This window comes from Clavibacter vidaverae, assembly GCF_047529985.1.
GTDB classification, from domain to species: Bacteria; Actinomycetota; Actinomycetes; order Actinomycetales; family Microbacteriaceae; genus Clavibacter; species Clavibacter nebraskensis_A.
On record NZ_JBLJAM010000001.1, the window covers coordinates 1226998 to 1247023 of the forward strand.

At 73.8% G+C, this 20026-nt stretch carries 17 protein-coding genes; 1 reads left to right on the forward strand and 16 read right to left on the reverse strand.

Translation table 11 applies throughout. From position 1 onward, the window contains the following. Positions 1-8: 8 nt before the first annotated feature. Positions 9-1040, reverse strand: a complete 1032-nt coding sequence (locus ACMT9T_RS05670; protein ID WP_414744629.1) for an LLM class flavin-dependent oxidoreductase — start codon at positions 1038-1040, stop codon at positions 9-11. 69 nt (positions 1041-1109) lie between these two features. On the opposite strand from ACMT9T_RS05670, the gene ACMT9T_RS05675 reads away from it, so the two are divergent. Next, positions 1110-1661, forward strand: coding sequence for a VanZ family protein (locus ACMT9T_RS05675; protein ID WP_414744630.1), 552 nt, complete (start codon positions 1110-1112; stop codon positions 1659-1661). 39 nt (positions 1662-1700) lie between these two features. On the opposite strand, the gene ACMT9T_RS05680 is transcribed toward ACMT9T_RS05675, so the two are convergent. From ACMT9T_RS05680 to ACMT9T_RS05750, 15 genes are all read right to left on the reverse strand, one after another. Continuing rightward, the gene (locus ACMT9T_RS05680) at positions 1701-2243 is read right to left on the reverse strand and encodes a sortase (protein WP_414744631.1); all 543 of its coding nucleotides are present in this window, start codon (positions 2241-2243) and stop codon (positions 1701-1703) included. 304 nt (positions 2244-2547) lie between these two features. Beyond that, positions 2548-3138, reverse strand: a complete 591-nt coding sequence (locus ACMT9T_RS05685) for a sortase (protein ID WP_414744632.1) — start codon at positions 3136-3138, stop codon at positions 2548-2550. 88 nt (positions 3139-3226) lie between these two features. Next, a complete protein-coding gene (locus ACMT9T_RS05690) occupies positions 3227-5047 on the reverse strand; it encodes a DUF4012 domain-containing protein (protein ID WP_414744633.1) in 1821 nt (606 codons plus the stop codon). Further along, entirely contained in the window at positions 5044-6057 is a 1014-nt protein-coding gene (locus tag ACMT9T_RS05695) for a hypothetical protein (protein WP_414744634.1), read from the reverse strand. The genes ACMT9T_RS05690 and ACMT9T_RS05695 overlap by 4 nt, the downstream gene beginning before the upstream one ends. A 294-nt stretch (positions 6058-6351) precedes the next feature. Then, entirely contained in the window at positions 6352-7746 is a 1395-nt protein-coding gene (locus tag ACMT9T_RS05700; RefSeq protein WP_414744635.1) for a tyrosine-protein kinase domain-containing protein, read from the reverse strand. A gap of 261 nt (positions 7747-8007) precedes the next feature. Further along, complete coding sequence (locus ACMT9T_RS05705; RefSeq protein WP_414744636.1) at positions 8008-8682, reverse strand: thymidine kinase; 675 nt, start codon at positions 8680-8682, stop codon at positions 8008-8010. Then, the gene (locus ACMT9T_RS05710; protein WP_414744637.1) at positions 8683-9387 is read right to left on the reverse strand and encodes a DNA-binding response regulator; all 705 of its coding nucleotides are present in this window, start codon (positions 9385-9387) and stop codon (positions 8683-8685) included. A 78-nt stretch (positions 9388-9465) separates the two neighbouring features. Further along, positions 9466-10644: an Rv2578c family radical SAM protein gene (locus tag ACMT9T_RS05715; RefSeq protein ID WP_414744638.1), complete on the reverse strand. Its 1179-nt coding sequence runs from the start codon at positions 10642-10644 to the stop codon at positions 9466-9468. Between the two features lie 70 nt (positions 10645-10714). Then, positions 10715-12193, reverse strand: coding sequence for a malate:quinone oxidoreductase (locus tag ACMT9T_RS05720; protein WP_414744639.1), 1479 nt, complete (start codon positions 12191-12193; stop codon positions 10715-10717). Between the two features lie 86 nt (positions 12194-12279). Beyond that, the gene (locus ACMT9T_RS05725) at positions 12280-13374 is read right to left on the reverse strand and encodes an aspartate-semialdehyde dehydrogenase (RefSeq protein WP_414744640.1); all 1095 of its coding nucleotides are present in this window, start codon (positions 13372-13374) and stop codon (positions 12280-12282) included. A gap of 32 nt (positions 13375-13406) precedes the next feature. Beyond that, positions 13407-14672 (reverse strand): aspartate kinase, encoded by a 1266-nt coding sequence (locus tag ACMT9T_RS05730; RefSeq protein ID WP_116052761.1) that lies wholly within the window; start codon positions 14670-14672, stop codon positions 13407-13409. Positions 14673-14774: 102 nt separating this feature from the next. After that, positions 14775-15374 (reverse strand): recombination mediator RecR, encoded by a 600-nt coding sequence (gene recR, locus ACMT9T_RS05735; protein ID WP_012297640.1) that lies wholly within the window; start codon positions 15372-15374, stop codon positions 14775-14777. A 6-nt stretch (positions 15375-15380) separates the two neighbouring features. Beyond that, a complete protein-coding gene (locus ACMT9T_RS05740) occupies positions 15381-17873 on the reverse strand; it encodes a DNA polymerase III subunit gamma and tau (RefSeq protein ID WP_414744641.1) in 2493 nt (830 codons plus the stop codon). Between the two features lie 45 nt (positions 17874-17918). Continuing rightward, a complete protein-coding gene (locus ACMT9T_RS05745) occupies positions 17919-19130 on the reverse strand; it encodes an HTTM domain-containing protein (protein ID WP_414744642.1) in 1212 nt (403 codons plus the stop codon). Further along, the gene (locus ACMT9T_RS05750; protein ID WP_414744643.1) at positions 19127-19963 is read right to left on the reverse strand and encodes a DUF5819 family protein; all 837 of its coding nucleotides are present in this window, start codon (positions 19961-19963) and stop codon (positions 19127-19129) included. The genes ACMT9T_RS05745 and ACMT9T_RS05750 overlap by 4 nt, the downstream gene beginning before the upstream one ends. Positions 19964-20026: the final 63 nt, after the last annotated feature.

Consider the following 20026-nt stretch of genomic DNA (forward strand, 5'->3'; position numbering starts at 1 on the left):
ACTCGCGATCACGCCGCGCGGGCCTCCGCGGAGGCCAGTTCGCGCACCGTCCGGAGGGTCCGGATGCGGTGCTCGGCCGTCGTCGAGGACGGCGCCACGATGAGCTCGTCCGCCCCCGTGCTCGTCAGCAGGCGCTCCAGGCCGATGCGCACGGCGTCCGGCGAGCCGATGGCCTGGCGCCGGTCGCGCGCGCCGATGATCTCGCGCTCGAGGTCGCTGAACTCGTAGGCCGCGGCCTCGGCGGGATCCACCGGCTGCGGCTTCCCGCCCTGGCGCATGCGGAGGAAGGTGATGCGGCCGGCGCGCGCCTCGCGCTCCACGACTTCGGGGTCCTCGTCGGCGATGACGCTCACGGCGATGGCGCTGTGCGGCTCCGCGAGGTCGTCGCTCGGGCGGAAGCGCTCGCGGTACATCTCGAGCGCCTGCTCGGTGCGGTCGCCGGCGAAGTGGTGCGCGAAGGCGAAGCGGATCCCGAGGGCGGCCGCGACCTGCGCCGAGTAGCCGCTGGATCCGAGGAGCCACATCTGCGGCACGTCGCCGAGCCCGGGGACCGCCGTGATCCCCCGGAGCGGGTTGTCGTCCGCCATGCCGCCGGTGAAGAACCCGACCAGGTCGACGAGCTGCTGCGGGAAGTCGTCGACGCCGAGGCCCGCCTCGCTGCGACGGAGCGCCATCGCCGTCGCGCCGTCCGTGCCGGGGGCGCGGCCGATGCCGAGGTCGATGCGGTCGCCGTAGAGGGCGCGGAGCGTGCCGAACTGCTCGGCCACGACGAGCGGCGTGTGGTTCGGCAGCATCACGCCGCCGCTGCCGACGCGGATCGTGGAGGTGCGCGCGGCGATGCCCGCGAGGAGCACGGCCGGCGCCGAGCTCGCGATGCCCGGCATGCCGTGGTGCTCGGCCACCCAGAACCGGGAGTAGCCGGCGGACTCGGCGGCCTGGGCGAGGCGGATGCTGCCCGCGACGGCGTCCGCGTTGGTGCCGCCGAACGGGCGCGGGGCGAGGTCGAGGACGTTCAGGGGGACGCGGGCGAGGTGGGTCACCCCGGGGAGAACGGGCCGGATCCGCGGCGCATTCCCGCGCCCGGGCCGCGTTGCTAGGCTGCGGCCCTCATGGACCCCGCCGCCCCCGCTCCCCCGCTGCGCGGCGACGGCGAGGGCGACGGAGAGCCGGGGCCATCGCCGGATCCGGCGGGCCGGTCGCTGTGGGGCGAGCGGCAGGACCGGGCGCGCAAGCGAGCGCACCGTCGGCAGGCGGCAGCGCTCCTCGTGGCCTACGTGGCCCTCATCGGACTCGTGACGCTCACGCCCGACAGCGTCGACCGCGGCCTCTACCCGTACCTGATGCGCGGCGTGCTCTTCGTGCAGCACCACGGGATCCCCGCGTTCCGCTACTCGATGATCGAGGAGGCGGCGAACGTCGCGCTCTTCGCGCCGCTCGGGATGCTCGGCGTCCTGGCGCTCGGGCGGCGGAGGTGGTGGCTCGTCGCGGTCGCGGGCACGACGCTGTCGGCGACGGTCGAGCTGGCGCAGGGCGCCTTCCTGCCCGGACGCGTCGCGTCCCTCCGCGACGTGGCGGAGAACGGACTCGGCGCGCTCGTCGGGGCGCTGGTGGCGGTGCTCCTGGCCCGCCGGACGCGACGACGCGGGCGGATCCGGTCGTGATCGGATCCGCCCGCGTCGCGGGTCATGCGGGGCCGGGCGTCAGGCGGCGCGGCGACGTCGGGCCGTCGCGATGCCGGCCGCCGCGGCGCCCGCGAGGAGCAGGCCGCCGCCGGTGATAGCCAGCCCGGTCGGCAGGGTGCCGCCCGTGACGGGGAGCGAGCCGCCCTCCGACGCCGTGCGCATGCTGGCCGGCACCACGGAGACGAGGCCGCACCAGTGGTCGCCCGACGCGGCGGTCTCGTTGGCGCGCCACGCGCCGGTGGTGGACGCGGGGACGACGAGCGTGCCGGACACGGAGCCGTCCGCCGCCGCGGTGACGGATGCGGCGGGGTCGCCCGCGACGGCGGGGGCGCCGGCCGTAGCGGAGAGGCGCAGGGCGACGGTCTCGCCCGGCTGGAACGCGCCGGCGGCGCCGGTGATCGTGACGGACTCGCCGGGGGCGACGGCTGCCGGCGTGACGGTCATGCCCGCGCACGCGAGGGCGGCGTCCTTGGGGACGTAGTTCTCCGCCTGGGCGGCGAGAGGGGCGGAAACGGTGAGCGCGAGCGCGACGAACGCGCCCGCCAGGGTCTTGGCGAGCATCTCGGGTGTGCCTTCACTGATACGCCCGAGACGGACGTGCGGGGGCACGACGGGTATCGCCTCGGGGCGGTGGTGTCCGCGGCGCTCGATTTCGGGTCGGCGCCTCAGGCGGACAGCGGGTCGGGTAAACCCACATGGGAGATGCTAGCCGCGCCGCGCACCGGGGCGCAGCGGCAGGGGCCGGAAGGACCCCGGACTGGGGTCACCGCCGCCCGGGGACAGCGGAAGGCCCCGAGGCGGATGCCTCGGGGCCTTCCGTCGCACCGCTCCGGAGGGAGTCAGGCGACGCGGGTCGTGATGCGGATCAGACCGTGGTGCGCTGGCGACGGACGGTCGCGAGCACGGCCACGAGGGCGGCGCCGAGCAGCAGCAGGCCGCCGCCGGTCCAGATCAGGACGACGGGCAGCTGGCCACCCGTGACGGGCAGGCCCGCCGAGCCGTCCGCGGCGTTGCCGGAGCCACCGGCCGCGGTGCCGTTGCCGGCGGCCGCGACGACCGAGATGGTCGTCGAGACGGTGTTGCCCTGCGTGTCGGTGCCGGTCAGGGCGTAGGAGCCCGTGGCCGAACCGGCGGGGAGCGTCACGGTGACGCGGAGGCCGCCCGCGGCGGAGGACGTCTTGGTGATGGAGTTGGACGTCACGGCCATGGGGGCCGTGCGGAAGGAGGCCAGCGTGGCGTTGGCCGCGTCCTCACCGGTGATGGTGATGGTGACGGGCACCGAGGGAGCGAAGGAGCCGTCCGCGAAGGACAGGACCGTGCTCTGGCCGGGCGCGACCGTCGGGTCGCTGACGGAGACGCCGCCCTCGGGCGTGTACGGGTCCGCGTTGGCGGCGGTGGCGACGGTGAACGTCGCGGCGAGGGCGATTGCCGCCCCGGCGATGATCTTCTTGAGCATGTGGTTCCCCCTGGGTCAGTCGTACGTGGTGCACAGGGGTCACCGGACGGACTCGGGTCCGCCGTCGATCATTCCCCCACGGGAGACACTAGCGGGTGCCGTCGCAGGAGAGCGAGCGGAATTGTGTTGCGATCGTGTTAATGACCGGGGTCGTGACGATCGAGAGCGGCGTGTCGGTCCTATTGTCCCCCAGCGTGTCCACGGAGATGCGGACCTCCTGGCCCGGCGCGAGGGTGACCTCGACCTGCGCGACGGCGCGGCCGCCGACGATCTCGGGCTGGAACTGCGTCTCCTGGCCGTCGATGTCGACCCGCAGCGGCACCGTGCCGGGCGGCCCGTAGACCGCGACGCGCGTCTTGATGTCGCCGGGCTTCACCCCGTACACCCCGCCTCCCGTCACCACGAACGGCAGCGACGCGGCGTCGGCGGGGGCGGTCGACCTGAGGGTGACCTCCGTGCGGTAGTCCGGGCGCCCGTCGTCGCGGCACATGGCCATGCCCTGCGTGGTCGCCAGCTGCAGGAAGTAGTCCATCTTCGCGCCGGTGGAGTCGTTGAGGAAGACGCCGAAGACGGTGGACTCGGAGTTGTCCTTCGGCAGCGAGCCCTCGAACGTCGTGCCCGCCAGGGTCGCCTGCTCGTCGGCGCGCGAGTTCCAGATCAGGATGCGGCGCTCCTCCGCGGCCCGGCCGAGCGCGGAGACGAGGGCGACCGGATCCACGTCGCCGGACGAGACCTTGGCGAAGACCGAGTCGGCGACGCTCGCGAAGACGGCGTCCTGCACGTCCGGGTCGGGATAGCGCAGGTAGACGTCGTGGAGGAGCAGGTCGACGGCGTCGTCGGAGCGGAGCACGTCGCCCGTGGCGAGCGTGATGGGCCCCGTGGCCTCGAGCAGGTAGGAGAGCGCGACGGGGTCGATGCTGATCACGCCGTCGACGCGGTCGCCGTGCTTCAGCCGCCACATCTCGGCAGCGAGCGGCGCAGCCTGCGGGAACTCGGGCGTCAGCGTGACGTCCTGCATGTAGCGGCCGGTGATGGTGCCGTAGAGGCCGGCGGTCTGCGGATCCAGCGGCAGGGCCGGCTGCGCGAGCCGCGGGAACGCGCGCGCCGAGTCCTGGCCGCTGAGCGAGAAGGCGCCGTCGCCCGTGCGCACCAGCGCGAGGGCGCCGGGGATGCCGCCCGACGAGCGCACCTCGGCGTTGTTCTGGAACATGAGGAGGTAGGAGCGGTCGCCGTCGGCGCCGAGCATGGCGGGCGCCAGGTCGGTGACGTGGCGGACGACCGCGAGGGTCTCCGCCGCCTTGCCGACCGTCTCGCGGAGGCGCGTGACCGCGTCGGTCACGGGGCGGATCGTGCTGCCCGTGTCGATGGCCGTCACGTCGGTGAGCGCCGCGTCGAGCGCGTCGTCGGCCTGGCGGACGGGCTCCTGCGCGGCGACGATCGGGTCGAGGTCGAGCCGGCCGTCCTTCGGGGTGAGCGAGCCGATGTCGAGCGACCCGGCGATGCCGACGACCGGCTGCAGGGCGTCGCCGCCGATGCGGTCGACGATGCCGGAGATCTCGCGGAAGGCGCGGAGGTTCGGGCCGACGAACGGCACGTGCTCGGTGACGGCCCAGACCGGGTCGCCGGTGAGCGACGTCGCGCGCCCGGAGTGCTCGCGGAGCTGGGCGACGCTCGCGGAGGCGCCGGCCGAGTCGCCCTTGAGGAGGTCGCGCTGCACGGACGACGCGAGCGGGACGGCCTGCTCGAGCTCGCCGCGGGCGAGGAGGGCGCGGGCGGCGATCCACACGATCCAGATGAGGAGGAGGGCGGCGACCGCGGCCCCCGTGACCCGGAGGACGCGGCGACGCGTCCAGGGGCGCCGTCGCGAGCGGCGCCGGGACGACCGCGTGACGTGCGAGGCGGAGGTCACCAGGTGGCCCCGCCGTCGGTGGAGATGCTGACGGCGTCGCCGGTGAGGAGCCAGACGTCCCGGCCCGCGGCGGAGATCGCGACGGATCCGCTCGTGGGCACGGCGGGCGCGCAGCCGAGGACGCTGACGGCACCCGAGGCCGGGACGATGCGGCCGACGCTGGTGCCCGCGCAGGACCCGGAGGTGCCCGCGGTGAGGATGCCGTCCGCGCCGAGCGCGAGGGCGAGCGTGCCGGGGGCGTCGATGCGGCGGAAGTCGCCGCTGCCGGAGCGGACGTGCAGCGCGCCCGAGCCGCAGAGCACCGCGGCCGCCTGGCCGCTGTCGACGACCTGGACGGCGTCGGGGCACGGCGCGTCCCGCTGGCCCTGGACGAGCCGGACGGTGCCGGGCTCCGCCGGGTCGACGTACGCGGTGGACGCGGTCTGCGCGGGGGCGTCGCGCCAGAACTCACCGCCCGTGAAGCTCTGCAGCGTGGTGCGGGAGCACGCGGCGGTGACGTCGGCGACGATGCTGCCGACGTCGGGGCTCTCGACCTGGAGCGCGAGGATCCGGCGCGCGTCGAACGTGCCCGTGGAGCGGGTGTCCCACGTGCGGCCCTCGTCGATCGTGGTCTGGATGCGGGCGGGCTCGCCCGTGCAGGACCCGGCCGTGGTGCGCCACGCGACCTCAGCGTTCCCCGCCGCGAGGAAGACGGTGGGCGCCTGCACGGTGGTGCTCGCGGCGGCGCTCGGCGTGGCGGACGAGGTCGGCGTGGGCGACGGCGCAGCGGCCTCCGCGGCGGGGGCGGCGGTGGCGCTGGCGGACGGCGCGGGGGCTCCCGTCCCGGATGCGCTCGGGCCGCCGTCGGTGCGGGTGACGGCGGCGGACACGAGGATCAGGTCGATGACGAGGAACGCGACGACCGCGGTCACGCCGACGCCGGGGACGATGCGGCCGAGGGACGGGCGGCGGCGCTTCGACCGGCCCGTGACGGCCATCGGCTTCCGGCCGTCGGGCGCGGTCCTAGCCACGCGCGGCTCCTGTGGAGCGAGGGGCGCGGTCGTCGGAGGGGCGTCCTCCGGAGCGGCGCGGTGGCGCCTCGGCGTGAGCCGACATGGTGTCTCCCGGTATGGCGGGCATCGTGCGGCGCGCGGACCGCGTCCCCTCGCGGGCAGCCGGTCCCGATCCGCCCCTCGACGACGAGCCCGGACCCGCTCCTCCGGGGGAGAGCGCGTCCGCGGTCCGCGCAGCGGGAGATGCGGGGTCGAGCGGTGGTGTCACCCGGATCGTACAGGCCTCTCCGCGAGCGGCCGGGACGACACGGGTCAGGACGTGGCGGGGCTCGGGCTGTCCGCGGTGTCGGTGCGCTCGTAGGAGTAGCCGTACTGGCCGTATCCGTAGGCGTCCGGTCCCTTGGTGGGCAGCATCGTCAGGACGACGCCGAGCACCTCCGCGCCGACGCTGTTCAGCGACTCGATGGCCGCGTGGACCTGCCCGCGGTGCGCGCGGCCCGAGGAGACCACGAGGATCGCCCCGCCCGCGCTCTTGGACAGCACCGCGCTGTCGGTGACAGGCAGCAGCGGCGGCGCGTCGATGAGCACGGTGTCGAACTCGGCCTCGAGCTCCTTGAGGAGCATGACCATGGTGCGCGACCCGAGCAGCTCGCTGGGGTTCGGCGGGATCTGCCCGGCCGGCAGCACGAACATGTTCCTGTTGCCCCAGGGCTGGAGCACGTCCTTGAGCTGGGCACGGCCGATGAGCACGTCGGTCAGGCCGACGGCGCCCTCGAGGCCGAGGTAGGACGCGAGCTTGGGGCGGCGGAGGTCCGCGTCGATGACGGCCACCCGGGCTCCCGCGTCGCTCAGGGCGATGGCGAGGTTGGCGCTCGTCGTGGACTTGCCCTCCGACTCCACCGCGCTCGTGATGACGAAGCTGCGCGCCCGTCCGCCGAAGTCGAGGAACTGCAGGTTGGTGCGGAGGCTGCGGAAGGACTCGGCGCGCGGGCTGCGCGGGTCCGACTGCACGATGAGCGGACGCTCCTTGGCCTTCGGGTCGAAGGCGATGCCGCCGAGGATGGGGACCTGGGTGACGAGGCGCAGGTCGCGCTCCCCGCGGATGCGGGTGTCGAGGGTCGACCGCAGCACGGCTGCGCCGACGCCGAGGGCCAGGCCCACGAGCGCGCCGAGCGCCAGGTTCAGCGGGACCTTCGGGGAGACGGGCGCTCCCGGGATCCGCGCCTCCTGCAGGGTCGTGATCTTCACCTGGGCCTGGCCGTTGGCGTCGACGGGCGTGAGCTCGGCGACGACGTCGGTGAAGCTGCGGGCGACCGCGTTGGCGATGGTGGCGGCCTGCTCGGCCTCCTCGTCCTGGACCGCGATCTCGATGATGACGGTGTCGGCCGAGGCCGATGCCGTGATCCTCGGTGCCAGCGACTCCGCGGTGGCGTCGAGGCCCAGCTGCGCGATGACCGGCTCCAGCACGACCGGCGTCGACACGACGTCCGCGTAGCTCTTGACCGCCTGCTGCGTGAACGCGCCGCCCTGGCTCAGGTCCTGCACGGTGCCGGCCGACTGCGTCGAGACGAAGACCTTGGACGACGCCCGGTACTCCGGCGTCTGCACCAGCGAGTAGCCCGCCGCGGCGCCCACGCCGAGCAGCAGGACGAGCAGGATCAGGATCCAGGACCGTCGCAGTATCCGGATGTACTCACGCAGTTCCACAGGCGATCCCCCTCGTCGATGGAGCGTCCCCCAGCGGCGCTCGTGCCCATGCTCCCACAGACCCGGGCGCGCTCCCGCCCGCCGGGGCCTGGACGGACGCCCCGCGGACTGCGCCCCCGCATCTGGGGCAGGGTCGCGTCGGGCGCCACCGGCCGGCGTGGATCCGGAGCGCGGCGGCCCGCCGACCCCGCTTCCCGCGCGACCGACGCGCGGCCGGCCGGGCGCGTCGTGCTCGCCCCGGGCGGGGAAGGCACGGGGCGGTCAGGTGAAGTCGGCGTCCGGTCCCGCGGGATAGCCGAATGCCGGCGCGCTCGTCTCCACGGGCCGCCCGCTCGAGAGCGCTCCCCCGCTCTCCGCGAGGTAGCACGCGCCGCAGAGGGACATGTAGGTGACGTCCGCGCCGTCGATCGCGACCTGGTCGCCGTCGAAGATGAACCGGTCGCCGACCTGGCGCGCGTTGAACACGGCCTTCCGCCCGCAGCGGCAGATCGTCTTCATCTCCTCGAGGCTGTGCGCGATCTCCAGCAGGCGCCTGCTGCCGGGGAACGCGACCGTCTGGAAGTCCGTGCGGATCCCGTAGGCGATGACCGGCACGTCCTGGAGGATCGCGATGCGCAGCAGGTCGTCGACCTGGGACTCGCGGAGGAACTGCGCCTCGTCGACGAGCAGGCACGCGGTGGGGCCGCCCATCTCCTGCAGCACCCGCTCGCGATGGATCCCGAACTGCTGCCAGACGTCCGCCTCCGGCTCGAGCAGGAAGTCGACGGGCCGGCGGACGCCCAGGCGCGAGACGATGTCGCGGTCGCCCTTGGTGTCGATGCGGGGCTTGGTGAGCAGCACGTGCTGCCCGCGCTCCTCGTAGTTGTAGGCGGCCTGGAGCATCGACGTGCTCTTGCCGCTGTTCATCGCACCGAAACGGAAGTAGAGCTTGGCCATCTACCGAAGGTAGCCGTCCTCGGCGGCCCTCTCGATCAGGTCGGCGCGGCGCCCGGCCACGCGCCCCACGAGGCGGTACTTCGCGCGGACGCGCCGGAGGTAGGTCTTCGCCGTCTCGTACTGCACGTTCATCACCTGCGCGACGGCCTGCGTCGACCGGCCCGTGATGTAGAGACGGAGCGCCTGCTCCTCGCCCTGGCTGAGCCGCGGGCTCTCGTACGCGCGGGCGGCCTCCGCCGCCTGGTCCGCCGCCACGGCGTCCGCACGGCGGAGAGCCGACCGCGCATCCGCGGCCCCGCGGACCGCCGCGACGATGTCGGCCGCCGGCACGGGACCGACCAGCAGGGCGACCGCACCCGCGCCGAGCACGCGTCGCCGCACGGCCTCGGCGCCGGAGCGCGACAGGACGACGACGACAGCTCCGGCGGCACGGCAGGAGCGGATCCGGCCCTCGATGCTCACGGCGTCCTTCAGGTCGTGGTCGACGACGACGATGTCGGTCGGGAAGCGCGGCGAGCGGACGAGCTGCAGCCAGCCCGTGGTGCTCACGACGACCTCGACCTCCGGCGCCCGGGCTCGGAGGATGGCGCAGACCTCGTCCAGCGCGGACTCCTGGCCCATGAGCACGCCGACGCGCACGGGTCGCGCTGCCTGGCGCCTCGGGGCGCCGCGCGAGCCCGCCCCGGGGTCGCGCAGGGTGGTCATGTGAGAACTGTAGCCACGGCCCCCTCGCCGACCGCATCCGGGACCCTCGGCGGACAGCGGGGCGCCGGAGGCGGGAGGTCAGAACAGCGTCGCCTGCGTCGCCTGGGCTGCGGGCAGCGCCGCGGCGACCAGCGGGCCCGGCGCGGCCGCCTGCGTCCAGCTGCCGCGGCCGCGGCTCGTGACCGCGCGGCTGTCGGCGCCCTCCTGGCTCCAGCCGGGACGGGCCCGGCTCGCCGGGGCGCGGCCCTCGACCCCGGGCAGGTCGGCCCGGGACAGGACGCCGCCGGTGCGCGGATCCACCCGGCCGCCGCCGAGCCCGTGCCGCCGGACCAGCGGATCCATGCGCGCCTTCAGCCACGACCGGTACGCCTGCGGGGCGTAGGCGCCGCGCGCGTAGAGGTCGAGGTAGCGGCCGACGAGCTCCGGACGCTCGCGCTCGAGCCACTCGAGGTACCACTCCTTCACGCCCGGCTTGAGGTAGAGCGCGGAGTAGAGGACGCGGGTGCCGCCCGCCTCGCGGATGCGCGCGAGGGCGTGGTCGAGGTGCTCCACCGAGTCGGTGAGCATCGGGAGGATCGGCATCATGAACACGGTGCAGTCGAGGCCCGCCTCGCGGATCGCGGTGACGGTCGCCAGGCGCGCCGCGGTGGTGGGCGTGCCCGGTTCCACCGACTGCTGGAGGTCGTCGTCGAGGACGGCGATGCTCATCGCGAGGTCGACCGGCACGCTCTGCGACGCCTCCTGCAGCAGCGGCAGGTCACGCCGCAGGAGCGTGCCCTTCGTGAGGATGGACAGCGGCGTCCCCGACGACGCGAGCGCCGCGATGATGCCGGGCATGAGGGCGTAGCGCCCCTCGGCCCGCTGGTACGGGTCGGTGTTGGTGCCGAGGGCGACGGCGTCGCGGGTCCACGTGGGCTTCGCCAGCTCGCGCGCGAGCACCTCGGCGACGTTGACCTTCACGACGATCTGGTCGTCGAAGTCGCGGCCGCCGTCGAGGTCGAGGTACTCGTGCGTCGGCCGCGCGAAGCAGTAGACGCACGCGTGCGTGCACCCGCGGTACGGGTTGATGGTCCAGCCGTACGGCATGACCTTGGACTCCCCCGGCACCCGGTTGAGCGCCGACTTCGCGAGCACCTCGTGGAACGTCACGCCCTGGAACTCCGGCGTGCGCACGCTCTGCACGAGGTTGCTCAGACGGGCGAGCCCGGGCAGCGCGTCGGCGCTCGCGTCGGACAGCCTCTGCGCGCTCCATCTCATGCGCCCATTCGAACACACATTCGAACGGATGGCGAGCGGGCGACCGCGGGTGATGCGGCCGCTCGGACCGTCAGTGCTGGAGCTCCAGGACCTCGGCGGTCTCCGCGATGATCTTCGGCGTCTTCTTGGGGTCCGACGCTACGGGCGTGCCGTAGTTCGGGATCATGCGCGTGAGGGGCTTCTTCCAGCCCGCGATGCGGTCGGGGAAGCAGCGCTCGAGGACGTCGAGCATGATCGGGACGGCCGTGGACGCGCCGGGCGATGCGCCGAGGAGGCCCGCGATGCTGCCGTCGGCCGCGGCGACGACCTCGGTGCCGAACTGCAGCACGCCGCCCTTCTCCGCGTCCTTCTTCATGACCTGGACGCGCTGGCCGGCCGTGACCTGGTACCAGTCCTTCCGGTCGGCCGTGGGCATGAACTCGCGGAGCGCGTCGAACTTCGTCTCCTTCGAGGCGATGAGCTGGCTGACGAGGTACTTGATGAGGCTCAGGTTGTCCTTCGCCACGGCGAGCATCGGGACGATGTTGTGCGGCCGGATGGACGTGAAGAGGTCGAGCAGCGAGCCCTTCTTGAGGAAGCGCGGGCTGAAGCCGGCGTAGGGCCCGAAGAGGAGCGAGGTCTCGCCCCCGACCACGCGGGTGTCGAGGTGCGGCACCGACATGGGCGGGGATCCGATGGCGGCCTTGCCGTAGACCTTCGCCCGGTGCTTCGCGACGATCTCGGGGTCGTCGGTGCGGAACCACTCGCCGCTGATGGGGAACCCGCCGAAGCCCTTGATCTCGGGGATGCCGGACTTCTGCAGGAGGTGGAGCGCGCCGCCGCCGGCACCGATGAAGACGAACTTCGCGTCCACCTCGACGGTCGAGCGACCCACGTCGTTGCGGATGCGGAGGTGCCAGCTGCCGTCGGCGTTCTTGGACAGGCCGCGGACCTCGTGGTTGAGGTGCAGGGCAGCGCCGTGCTCGGTGAGGTAGTCGACGAGCTTGTTGGTGAGGGCGCCGAAGTCGACGTCGGTGCCGCCCTCGAAGCGCGTGGCGGCGATGACCTCGGACTTGTCGCGCTGCAGCACGAGGAGCGGGGCCCAGGAGTGGATGACCGCGGGGTCCTCCGTGTACTCCATGGCCTCGAAGAGCGGGTGGGCGCGCATGGCGTCGAAGCGGCGGCGCAGGTACTTCGCGTTCTCCTCGCCGCGCACGAACGTCATGTGCGGGGTGGGGTTGATGAACTCCTTGGGCTCCGGCACCGCGCCCGCGGTGACGAGGTGCGCCCAGAACTGGCGGGAGAGCTGGAACTGCTCGTTGATGCGGGTCGCGGACCCGATCTCGATCTTCCCGTCCTTCTCCGGCGTGTAGTTGAGCTCGCAGAGGGCCGCGTGGCCCGTGCCCGCGTTGTTCCACGGGTTGCTCGACTCCATCGCGACTTCGCCCAGGCGCTCGAAGATCTGCATGGTCCAGTCCGGCTCGAGCTGCTTGATGAGGGCTCCGAGCGTCGCGCTCATGATCCCCCCGCCGACGAGGACGACGTCTACGGACTCCGCTGATTCACTCACCGGATCAGTGTACGCCCGACACTGACGGCCCCTCCGGGGGCGCCGAGGAGTGGTACGGGCACCCTCACGCGCGCGGCTGGGGAGGGTCAGCGTGCGGCCGCGACGACCTCGGCGATCTGCACGGCATTGAGCGCCGCGCCCTTGCGGAGGTTGTCGTTGCTGATGAACAGCGCGAGCCCGCGGCCCTCCGGGGCGCCCTCGTCGGCGCGGATCCGGCCGACGTAGCTGGGGTCGGTGCCGGCGGCCTGGAGCGGCGTGGGGATGTCGGAGAGCTCGACGCCCGCGGCCGTGGAGAGCAGCTCGGTGGCGCGCGCGACGCTCAGCGGCCGCGCGAACTCGGCGTTGACCGAGAGGGAGTGGCCCGTGAAGACGGGCACGCGCACGCACGTGCCGCTGACGAGGAGGTCGGGCAGCCCGAGGATCTTGCGGCTCTCGTTGCGGAGCTTCTTCTCCTCGTCGGTCTCGAACAGGCCGTCGTCGACGATGCTGCCGGCGAGCGGGATCACGTCGAACGCGATGGGCCGCTGGTAGACCGCGGGCGCGGGCAGCTCGACGGCGCGACCGTCGTGCACGAGCCGGCGGAGGGCGTCGGGCCCGGCGGCGACGGCGGCCTCGGCCTGGCGCGCGAGCTCCTCGGCGCCGACGAGGCCGGATCCGGAGACGGCCTGGTAGGTGCTCACGACGAGGCGGGTGAGCCCGGCCTCCTCGTGCAGCACCTTGAGCACGGGCATGGCCGCCATCGTGGTGCAGTTCGGGTTCGCGATGATGCCGCGTCGGGCGTCGGCGATGGCCTCGGGGTTCACCTCGGAGACGACGAGCGGGACCTCGGGGTCCATGCGCCAGGCGCTCGAGTTGTCGATGACGAGCACGCCCGCCTCGGCGAATCGCGGCGCCTGCGCCCGCGACGTGGTGGCGCCCGCGGAGAACAGCGCGATGTCGAGTCCCGTGGGATCCGCCGTGGCCGCGTCCTCGACCGTGATCTCGCGGCCCGCGAACGGGAGCGTGGTGCCGGCCGAGCGGGCCGAGGCGAAGAAGCGGATCTCGGCGATCGGGAACGCGCGCTCCTCGAGCAGGCGGCGCATGACGGCGCCGACCTGGCCGGTGGCGCCGACGACGCCGACGCGGAGGCCGGCGGTCTCCGGGGCGGGGGTGGCGGATCCGGCGGGTGCGGTGTCGGTCACGGGTGTCTCCTCCTGCGGTGCGGGCGTGCGGGTCAGCGGCCGGTGCCGGCGTGGACGACGGCGACGTCGTCCGCGTCGAGCCCGAAGGCGTGGTGGACGACGCGGACGGCCTCGTCGATGGTGTCGGCCCGGGTGACGACCGAGATGCGGATCTCACTGGTGGAGATCATCTCGATGTTGATGCCGGCGTCGGACAGCGCGGTGAACAGCTGCGCCGAGACGCCCGCGTTGGTGCGCATGCCGGCGCCGACGAGCGCGAGCTTGCCGATCTGGTCGTCGTGCTGGAGGCCGGTGAACCCGACGGCGTCCTTCTCGGCGGCGAGCACCGTGAGCACGCGCTGGGCGTCCGACTTCGGGAGCGTGAACGAGATGTCCGTGAGGCTCGTGGCGGCGGCCGACACGTTCTGCACGATCATGTCGATGTTGGCGCCGGTCTTGGCGACGATGGTGAAGATCTGCGCGGCCTTGCCCGGCACGTCGGGGACGCCGACCACCGTGACCTTGGCCTCGCTGAGGTCGGCGGCGACGCCGACGATGACGGGCTCTTCCACATTCTCTCCATCCGTGGGGTTGTAGACGATGGTGCCCTCGTTGTGCGTGAACGAGGAGCGGACGTGCAGCAGGACGCCGTGCCGGCGGGCGTACTCGACGGCGCGGATGTAGAGGACCTTCGCGCCGGACGCCGCGAGCTCGAGCATCTCCTCGCTCGTGATGCGGTCGATCTTGCGCGCGAGCGGCACCACGCGCGGGTCGGCCGTGAAGATGCCGTCGACGTCGGTGTAGATCTCGCAGACATCGGCGCCGAGGGCCGCCGCGAGCGCGACCGCCGTGGTGTCGGATCCGCCGCGGCCGAGGGTGGTGATGTCGCCCGTGCCGCGGTTGAAGCCCTGGAAGCCGGCGACGATGGCGATGGCGCCCTCGCCGAGCGCGTCGCGGACGCGGCCCGGCGTGACGTCGACGATGCGGGCGGCGCCGTGCTGGGCGTCGGTGATCATGCCGGCCTGGCTGCCCGTGAAGGAGCGGGCGTCGTAGCCCATGCTCTTGATGGCCATGGCGAGCAGCGCCATGGAGATGCGCTCGCCCGCGGTGAGGAGCATGTCGAGCTCGCGCGGCGCGGGGATGGGGGTGACCTCGTGCGCCAGGTCGAGCAGCTCGTCGGTCGAGTCGCCCATGGCGGAGACGGCGACGACCACGTCGTTGCCGGCCTTGCGCGTGGCCACTATGCGCTTCGCGACGCGCTTGATGCTCTCGGCATCGGCCACCGACGATCCGCCGAACTTCTGCACGATGAGGCTCACGGGCGACTCCTGGGGTTCGGGTGGGCGCGGGCGGCCCGGTTCACGATCATAGGGCGGGGGTGCTCGGGGATCCGGTGCATGACGCCGGGTGCAGTCGGCCGGTCACTCCCCCACGAGGCGCCGGCCCTCGAACGCGCGGCCGAGGGTGACCTCGTCGGCGTACTCGAGGTCGCCGCCGACCGGGAGGCCGGACGCGAGGCGCGTGACGCGGATGTCGAAGGTGGAGAGCAGCCGCGAGAGGTAGGTGGCGGTCGCCTCGCCCTCGAGGTTCGGATCCGTGGCGATGATGACCTCGGTGACCGTGGCGTCGGCGAGGCGCTGCATGAGCTGGCGGATGCGGAGGTCGTCCGGTCCGATGCCGTCGATGGGGCTGATGGCCCCGCCGAGCACATGGTAGAGCCCGCGGAACTCGCGCGTGCGCTCGATGGCGACGACGTCCTTCGCCTCCTCGACCACGCAGATGGTGGCGGGACTGCGACGGGGATCCCGGCAGATGCCGCAGGTCTCCTCCTCGCTGACGTTGCCGCAGATGGCGCAGAAGCGGACCTTGTCGCGGACGACGGTGAGCACCTCGGCGAGGCGCGAGACGTCGAACGTCTCCGTCTGGAGGATGTGGAACGCGATGCGCTGGGCGGACTTCGGCCCGATGCCCGGCAGGCGGCCGAGCTCGTCGATCAGCTCCTGGACGATTCCCTCGTACATGCGGCGCTAGTCCTGACCTGTGGGGCGGATGGTGGGGCGGGCCTTGCGCTCGACGGGCTTCTCCTCGATGAAGCTCGCCTGCAGGATCTCGCGGACGACGGACTCGCCGTAGCGCTGCGGGGCCGCGGCTGGCGGGGTCTTCGCGGCCGGGGCGGCCGGGGCGGCGTCGACCCGCGCGGTCCCGGACGCGGCTGCCGGACGCTGCGGCGCGGCGGCCGGGCGGGAGACCGGCGGGGCCGAGTCGGGGGACGCGGCCCCCGTGGCCCAGCCGGGCTCGGCGGGGCCGAACTCGTCGGGCTCGGGCTCCTCGAAGTCGGGGACGTGCGCGTCCGGGATCGCGGCGGATGCACGGGCGGGCGCGGTCGGGGTCGCCGCGCGCGGGGCGGCCGGCGGGGCCGTCGGTGCGGACGCGGGAGCCGCCGCAGCCATCGGCGCGGAGCGCTCGGGACGGGAGGCGGGAGCCCGGACGGCAGGGGCCTCGGACGCGCCGGGGTCGGATGTGGGGATGGCCACGGTGGCCCACCCGCCTCCGGCCGGGGTCGTCTTCGCGGGCGGCGTCGACTTCGCCGCGGCAGCGGGGGCCGACGCGGTCGCGCTCGGTGCCGTCGGACCGGCGGGAGCGGAGGACGCGACGGGCGATGCGGGCGCGGTGCCGCCGCCCGTGGTGCCCGTGCCCGTGGTTCCCGTGCCGGTCGTGGCCGTGCCCGAGGACGACGGCCGGGCGGCGTCGGGCGCGGGCGACGCGGATCCGCCCCCGGTCGGAGCCGCGGGACCCGTGGGGGCGGCGCTGCCGCCGTGCGGCTCGACGCGCGCGATGAACTTCACGCGGAGGCCGAGCACGTCGAGGATGGCGGTGCGCAGGATGTCGCTGACGCCCTGCCCGGGGGCACCCCGCTCCTTGAACCGCTCCGCGTCGTTCGCGCTGACGAAGGAGAGGGTGAGCACGTCGCCGGCGAGCGCGCGGGGCGTGGCCGTGACGGCCACGAGCCACGCGCTCCGCTTGGCCTTCTCGACGGCCTCGACGACCGACGGCCAGGAGTCGCGCAGCTGCTCGAACGTGACGGGGCCGACGGGAGCGGCGGGGGCCGCCGGTGCGGCCTTCGCGGGTGCGTCCGGCGCGGTCGGGCGCGTGGCCGGCGCCTCGGCGGCCGGAGGTCGCGCCGCGGCCGGCGCCTCGACGGGAGCCGCGGCCGGGGCGGGCTCGGGCGTCGGCGCGGCAGCAGCAGCAGCAGGCGCAGCGGCGGGCGCCGGCGCGGCGGCCGGAGCAGGGGCCGCGGCGGAGCGGACGGGAGCCGCGGGCGCGACGGCGGGCGCCGGATCCGCTCCCCCGTCGGCCACGCCGACCCGGCGCTCGAGGCGCTCGACCCGGGCGAGGGCGCCGCGATGCGTGTCGTCGCTGGCGGGCACGAGCACGCGGGCCACGAGGAGCTCGAGGTGGAGGCGGGGCGACGTGGCGCCCGTCATCTCGGTGAGGGCGGCGTTGACCACGTCCGCTGCGCGTGACAGCTCGACCGCGCCGAACGCGACGGCCTGGGCGCGCATGCGCTCGAGCTCGTCCTCCGGGGTGCCGCGCAGCACGGCGGCCGCGCCCTCGACGGACGTGGCGCCGACGATGATGAGGTCGCGGAGGCGCTCGAGGAGGTCCTCGACGAAGCGGCGCGGATCCTGCCCGGTCTGGATGACCCGGTCGACCCCGGCGAACGCGGCGGCCGCGTCGTGGCGGGCGACCGCGTCGATGACCTCGTCGAGCAGGGCGGCGTGCGTGTAGCCGAGGAGCGCGACGGCGCGCTCGTACTCCACGCTCTCGTCCTCGGATCCGGCGATGAGCTGGTCGAGCAGGGACAGGGTGTCGCGCACGGAGCCGCCGCCGGCCCGGACCACGAGCGGCAGGACGCCGGGGGCGACGCCCACGTGCTCCTCCTTCGCGAGGTGCTCCACGTAGTCGAGCATCTGCGCGGGCGGCACGAGGCGGAACGGGTAGTGGTGCGTGCGGGAGCGGATGGTGCCGATGACCTTGTCGGGCTCGGTGGTGGCGAAGATGAACTTCACGTGCTCCGGCGGCTCCTCCACGATCTTCAGCAGGGCGTTGAAGCCCTGCGGCGTGACCATGTGCGCCTCGTCGAGGATGAAGATCTTGTAGCGGTCCCGTGCCGGCGCGAACACCGCGCGCTCGCGGATGTCGCGCGCGTCGTCGACGCCGTTGTGGCTCGCGGCGTCGATCTCGACCACATCGAGCGACCCGCTGCCGTCGCGGCTGAGCTCGACGCAGCTCGGGCAGACGCCGCACGGGGTGTCCGTGGGACCCTCCGCGCAGTTGAGGCAGCGCGCCAGGATGCGCGCCGACGTGGTCTTGCCGCAGCCGCGCGGCCCGCTGAACAGGTACGCGTGGTTGACGCGGTTGGTGCGGAGGGCGGTGCGCAGCGGATCCGTCACCTGCGTCTGGCCGATGAGCTCGGCGAAGTTCTCTGGCCGGTAACGGCGATACAGGGCGGTGACCACGGTCCTGAGGATACCGGGGACCCCCGACCGTCCCGCCGCCGGTCGTCAGCCCTCCGCGGGGACCTCGGCCGGCTCGGCTGGGGAGGAGCGGCGGTCGCGCAGCGCGCGGAGGCGTCCCGGCGCCTCGGTCCGGACGCGACGCGCGAGCGCGAGCCCCTCGCGCCAGGTCGCGTCGCGGATGAAGAGGAAGTCGAGCGCGATCATCGCGAGGGAGAAGGGCCAGAGCCCGAGCAGGATCCCGATCATGACGTGCATGCCCGTGATGACGACGAGCGCGACGACGCGGGTCGGCCGCCACAGGATCAGCAGCGGGAACAGGCCCTGGAACGCGACGGCCAGGAAGCTCGCGAGCACCACGCCGACGGTCGCCTGGGCGAGCAGGTCGCTCAGCCACGGCCAGGGCCGGTAGCCGTCGATCACGAGCGAGTAGTAGGTCGCGGATCCGTCCCGCCACTCCGGCCCCTGCAGCTTGAGGACGGCCGAGTTCACGTACACGAGCATGATCTGGTACGCGCAGAGCACGAGGGCGGTGTTGTGGAGGAGCACGGGCACGAGCCGCGGGATCCGCTGCACGAGCGTGCGCACCGCCTCGACGTGACGCCCGGCGGCGCGCCGCGACGCACCCGCCTCGAGACCGCGCCGGCGCCGGACCGCGTCCAGCGACAGGTGCCGCGAGAGGTCGGCGAAGAGCGCGAAGAAGAGGGTGAGGCGGAGGACGGTGTCGCCGCCGTTGGTGAGCAGCGAGCTGTTCGTCGACAGGCCGACCCAGAGGAGGAGGAGGAACGGCGTGACGACGCGCGTCCGCCAGCCGAGGGTGAACAGCGCGGCGAGCACGACGAGCGCGAGGTAGGCGAGGTCGAAGAGCGTGGCGTCGGTCTTCGAGAAGAGGCCCGTGAAGACCGGGAGCCAGCCGCGGCGGGACGCCTCGGGGTCGATGAACCGGGATCCGACGCCCCAGAGGTAGTGGCGGTCGGCGAAGCACGTGACGAGCACCAGGAGGATCACGGCGCCGAGCGTGATGCGCAGCGCGGCGAAGCTGAAGGTGGCGTGCTCGCGCTCCGTCATCCAGGTGGCGACGCCGCGGGGCCAGGTCGCCGGGTTCCGCAGCGCGGTGAGGAGCTCGCGGTCCTGCAGCAGCCGGCGCACGCGGGCCGCCCGCGCGGAGGGGACGGCCGGGGCGGACGAGCGGCGGCCCGACCACGATCCGGCGGCGGACGCCCTCGGGGTCGGCGTGGGCTCGTGCGTCCTCGCGGTCATCGTGCGTACCTCTCCACGACCCCCCGGTAGACGCTGAGCGCCTGGGGGTCGATCACGTCGTCCGCCTCGCGCCAGCCGAAGGTGCGCGTCGAGGGGGCGAACTGCTGCTGGTCGTCGGACCGGTGGGCGAAGTCGTTGGGCCGCTCGGTCGCCACGCGCCAGCGGACGCGCTCGATCTCGCGCCCGAACCACGCGGTCGCCCAGTAGGTCGTGTACTCCTTCATCACGTAGTCGGCCCGGAGCATCGTGATCACGCGGCCGCGGCTGTCGTCGTCGAGGGCGCTGAGCTGGTCGATCAGGGAGACGGCCGTCTTGGCCGCGAATCCCGAGTCGGTGTCGGCCCGGCGGATGAAGGTGTCCTGCACGATCGTGCGCTGCTCCGGCGTGAGCGCCTGGAACCTGGCGGTGTACGTCTTGAGCAGGTTCGCGCTCTGCTTCACGGTGCGCGAGCCCTGGATCCGGCCCTCCCCCGCCTCGTACTCGGCGCGGGTGATGTCCACCCACTCGCTCTTCACGAGGGCGCCCGACCCGTCGCGCCACTGCGCCTGCATCTCGAGGTAGCGGTTCGTCTTCTGGATCGACGGCGCGAACACGTTCCACTGCTGGCTGAAGTAGGGGCGCGCGGCGGCGGTCAGGGCGCGGGTGGCATCGCCCTGCGGGACGACCATGAGGATCGAGGTGGCCACGTAGACGGCGACCACGAGGGCCGCGACGGCGCTGCCGATGCGGGCGCCGCGGGTGAGCGCGGGCGGGGCGGGGCGCCCCGGCGATGCGGGATGCGGGGAGGTCGCGGCGTCGAGGTCGACGGCCCTGTCCTCGGTCGTGTCGGTCATCGTGCGCCGTCCCCCTCGTGCGTCGGGTGGGTCCTCGTGGTGCGGGTCGTGCGTCGTGCAGGT

Bases quoted from the DNA above. Each gene is read 5' to 3' on its own strand.
- ACMT9T_RS05675 (WP_414744630.1), top strand. From the start codon at position 1,110: ATGGACCCCGCCGCCCCCGCTCCCCCGCTGCGCGGCGACGGCGAGGGC.
- ACMT9T_RS05680 (WP_414744631.1), bottom strand. From the start codon at position 2,243: ATGCTCGCCAAGACCCTGGCGGGCGCGTTCGTCGCGCTCGCGCTCACC.
- ACMT9T_RS05685 (WP_414744632.1), bottom strand. From the start codon at position 3,138: ATGCTCAAGAAGATCATCGCCGGGGCGGCAATCGCCCTCGCCGCGACG.
- ACMT9T_RS05705 (WP_414744636.1), bottom strand. From the start codon at position 8,682: ATGGCCAAGCTCTACTTCCGTTTCGGTGCGATGAACAGCGGCAAGAGC.
- ACMT9T_RS05710 (WP_414744637.1), bottom strand. From the start codon at position 9,387: ATGACCACCCTGCGCGACCCCGGGGCGGGCTCGCGCGGCGCCCCGAGG.
- ACMT9T_RS05715 (WP_414744638.1), bottom strand. From the start codon at position 10,644: ATGAGATGGAGCGCGCAGAGGCTGTCCGACGCGAGCGCCGACGCGCTG.
- recR (WP_012297640.1), bottom strand. From the start codon at position 15,374: ATGTACGAGGGAATCGTCCAGGAGCTGATCGACGAGCTCGGCCGCCTG.
- ACMT9T_RS05745 (WP_414744642.1), bottom strand. From the start codon at position 19,130: ATGACCGCGAGGACGCACGAGCCCACGCCGACCCCGAGGGCGTCCGCC.
- ACMT9T_RS05750 (WP_414744643.1), bottom strand. From the start codon at position 19,963: ATGACCGACACGACCGAGGACAGGGCCGTCGACCTCGACGCCGCGACC.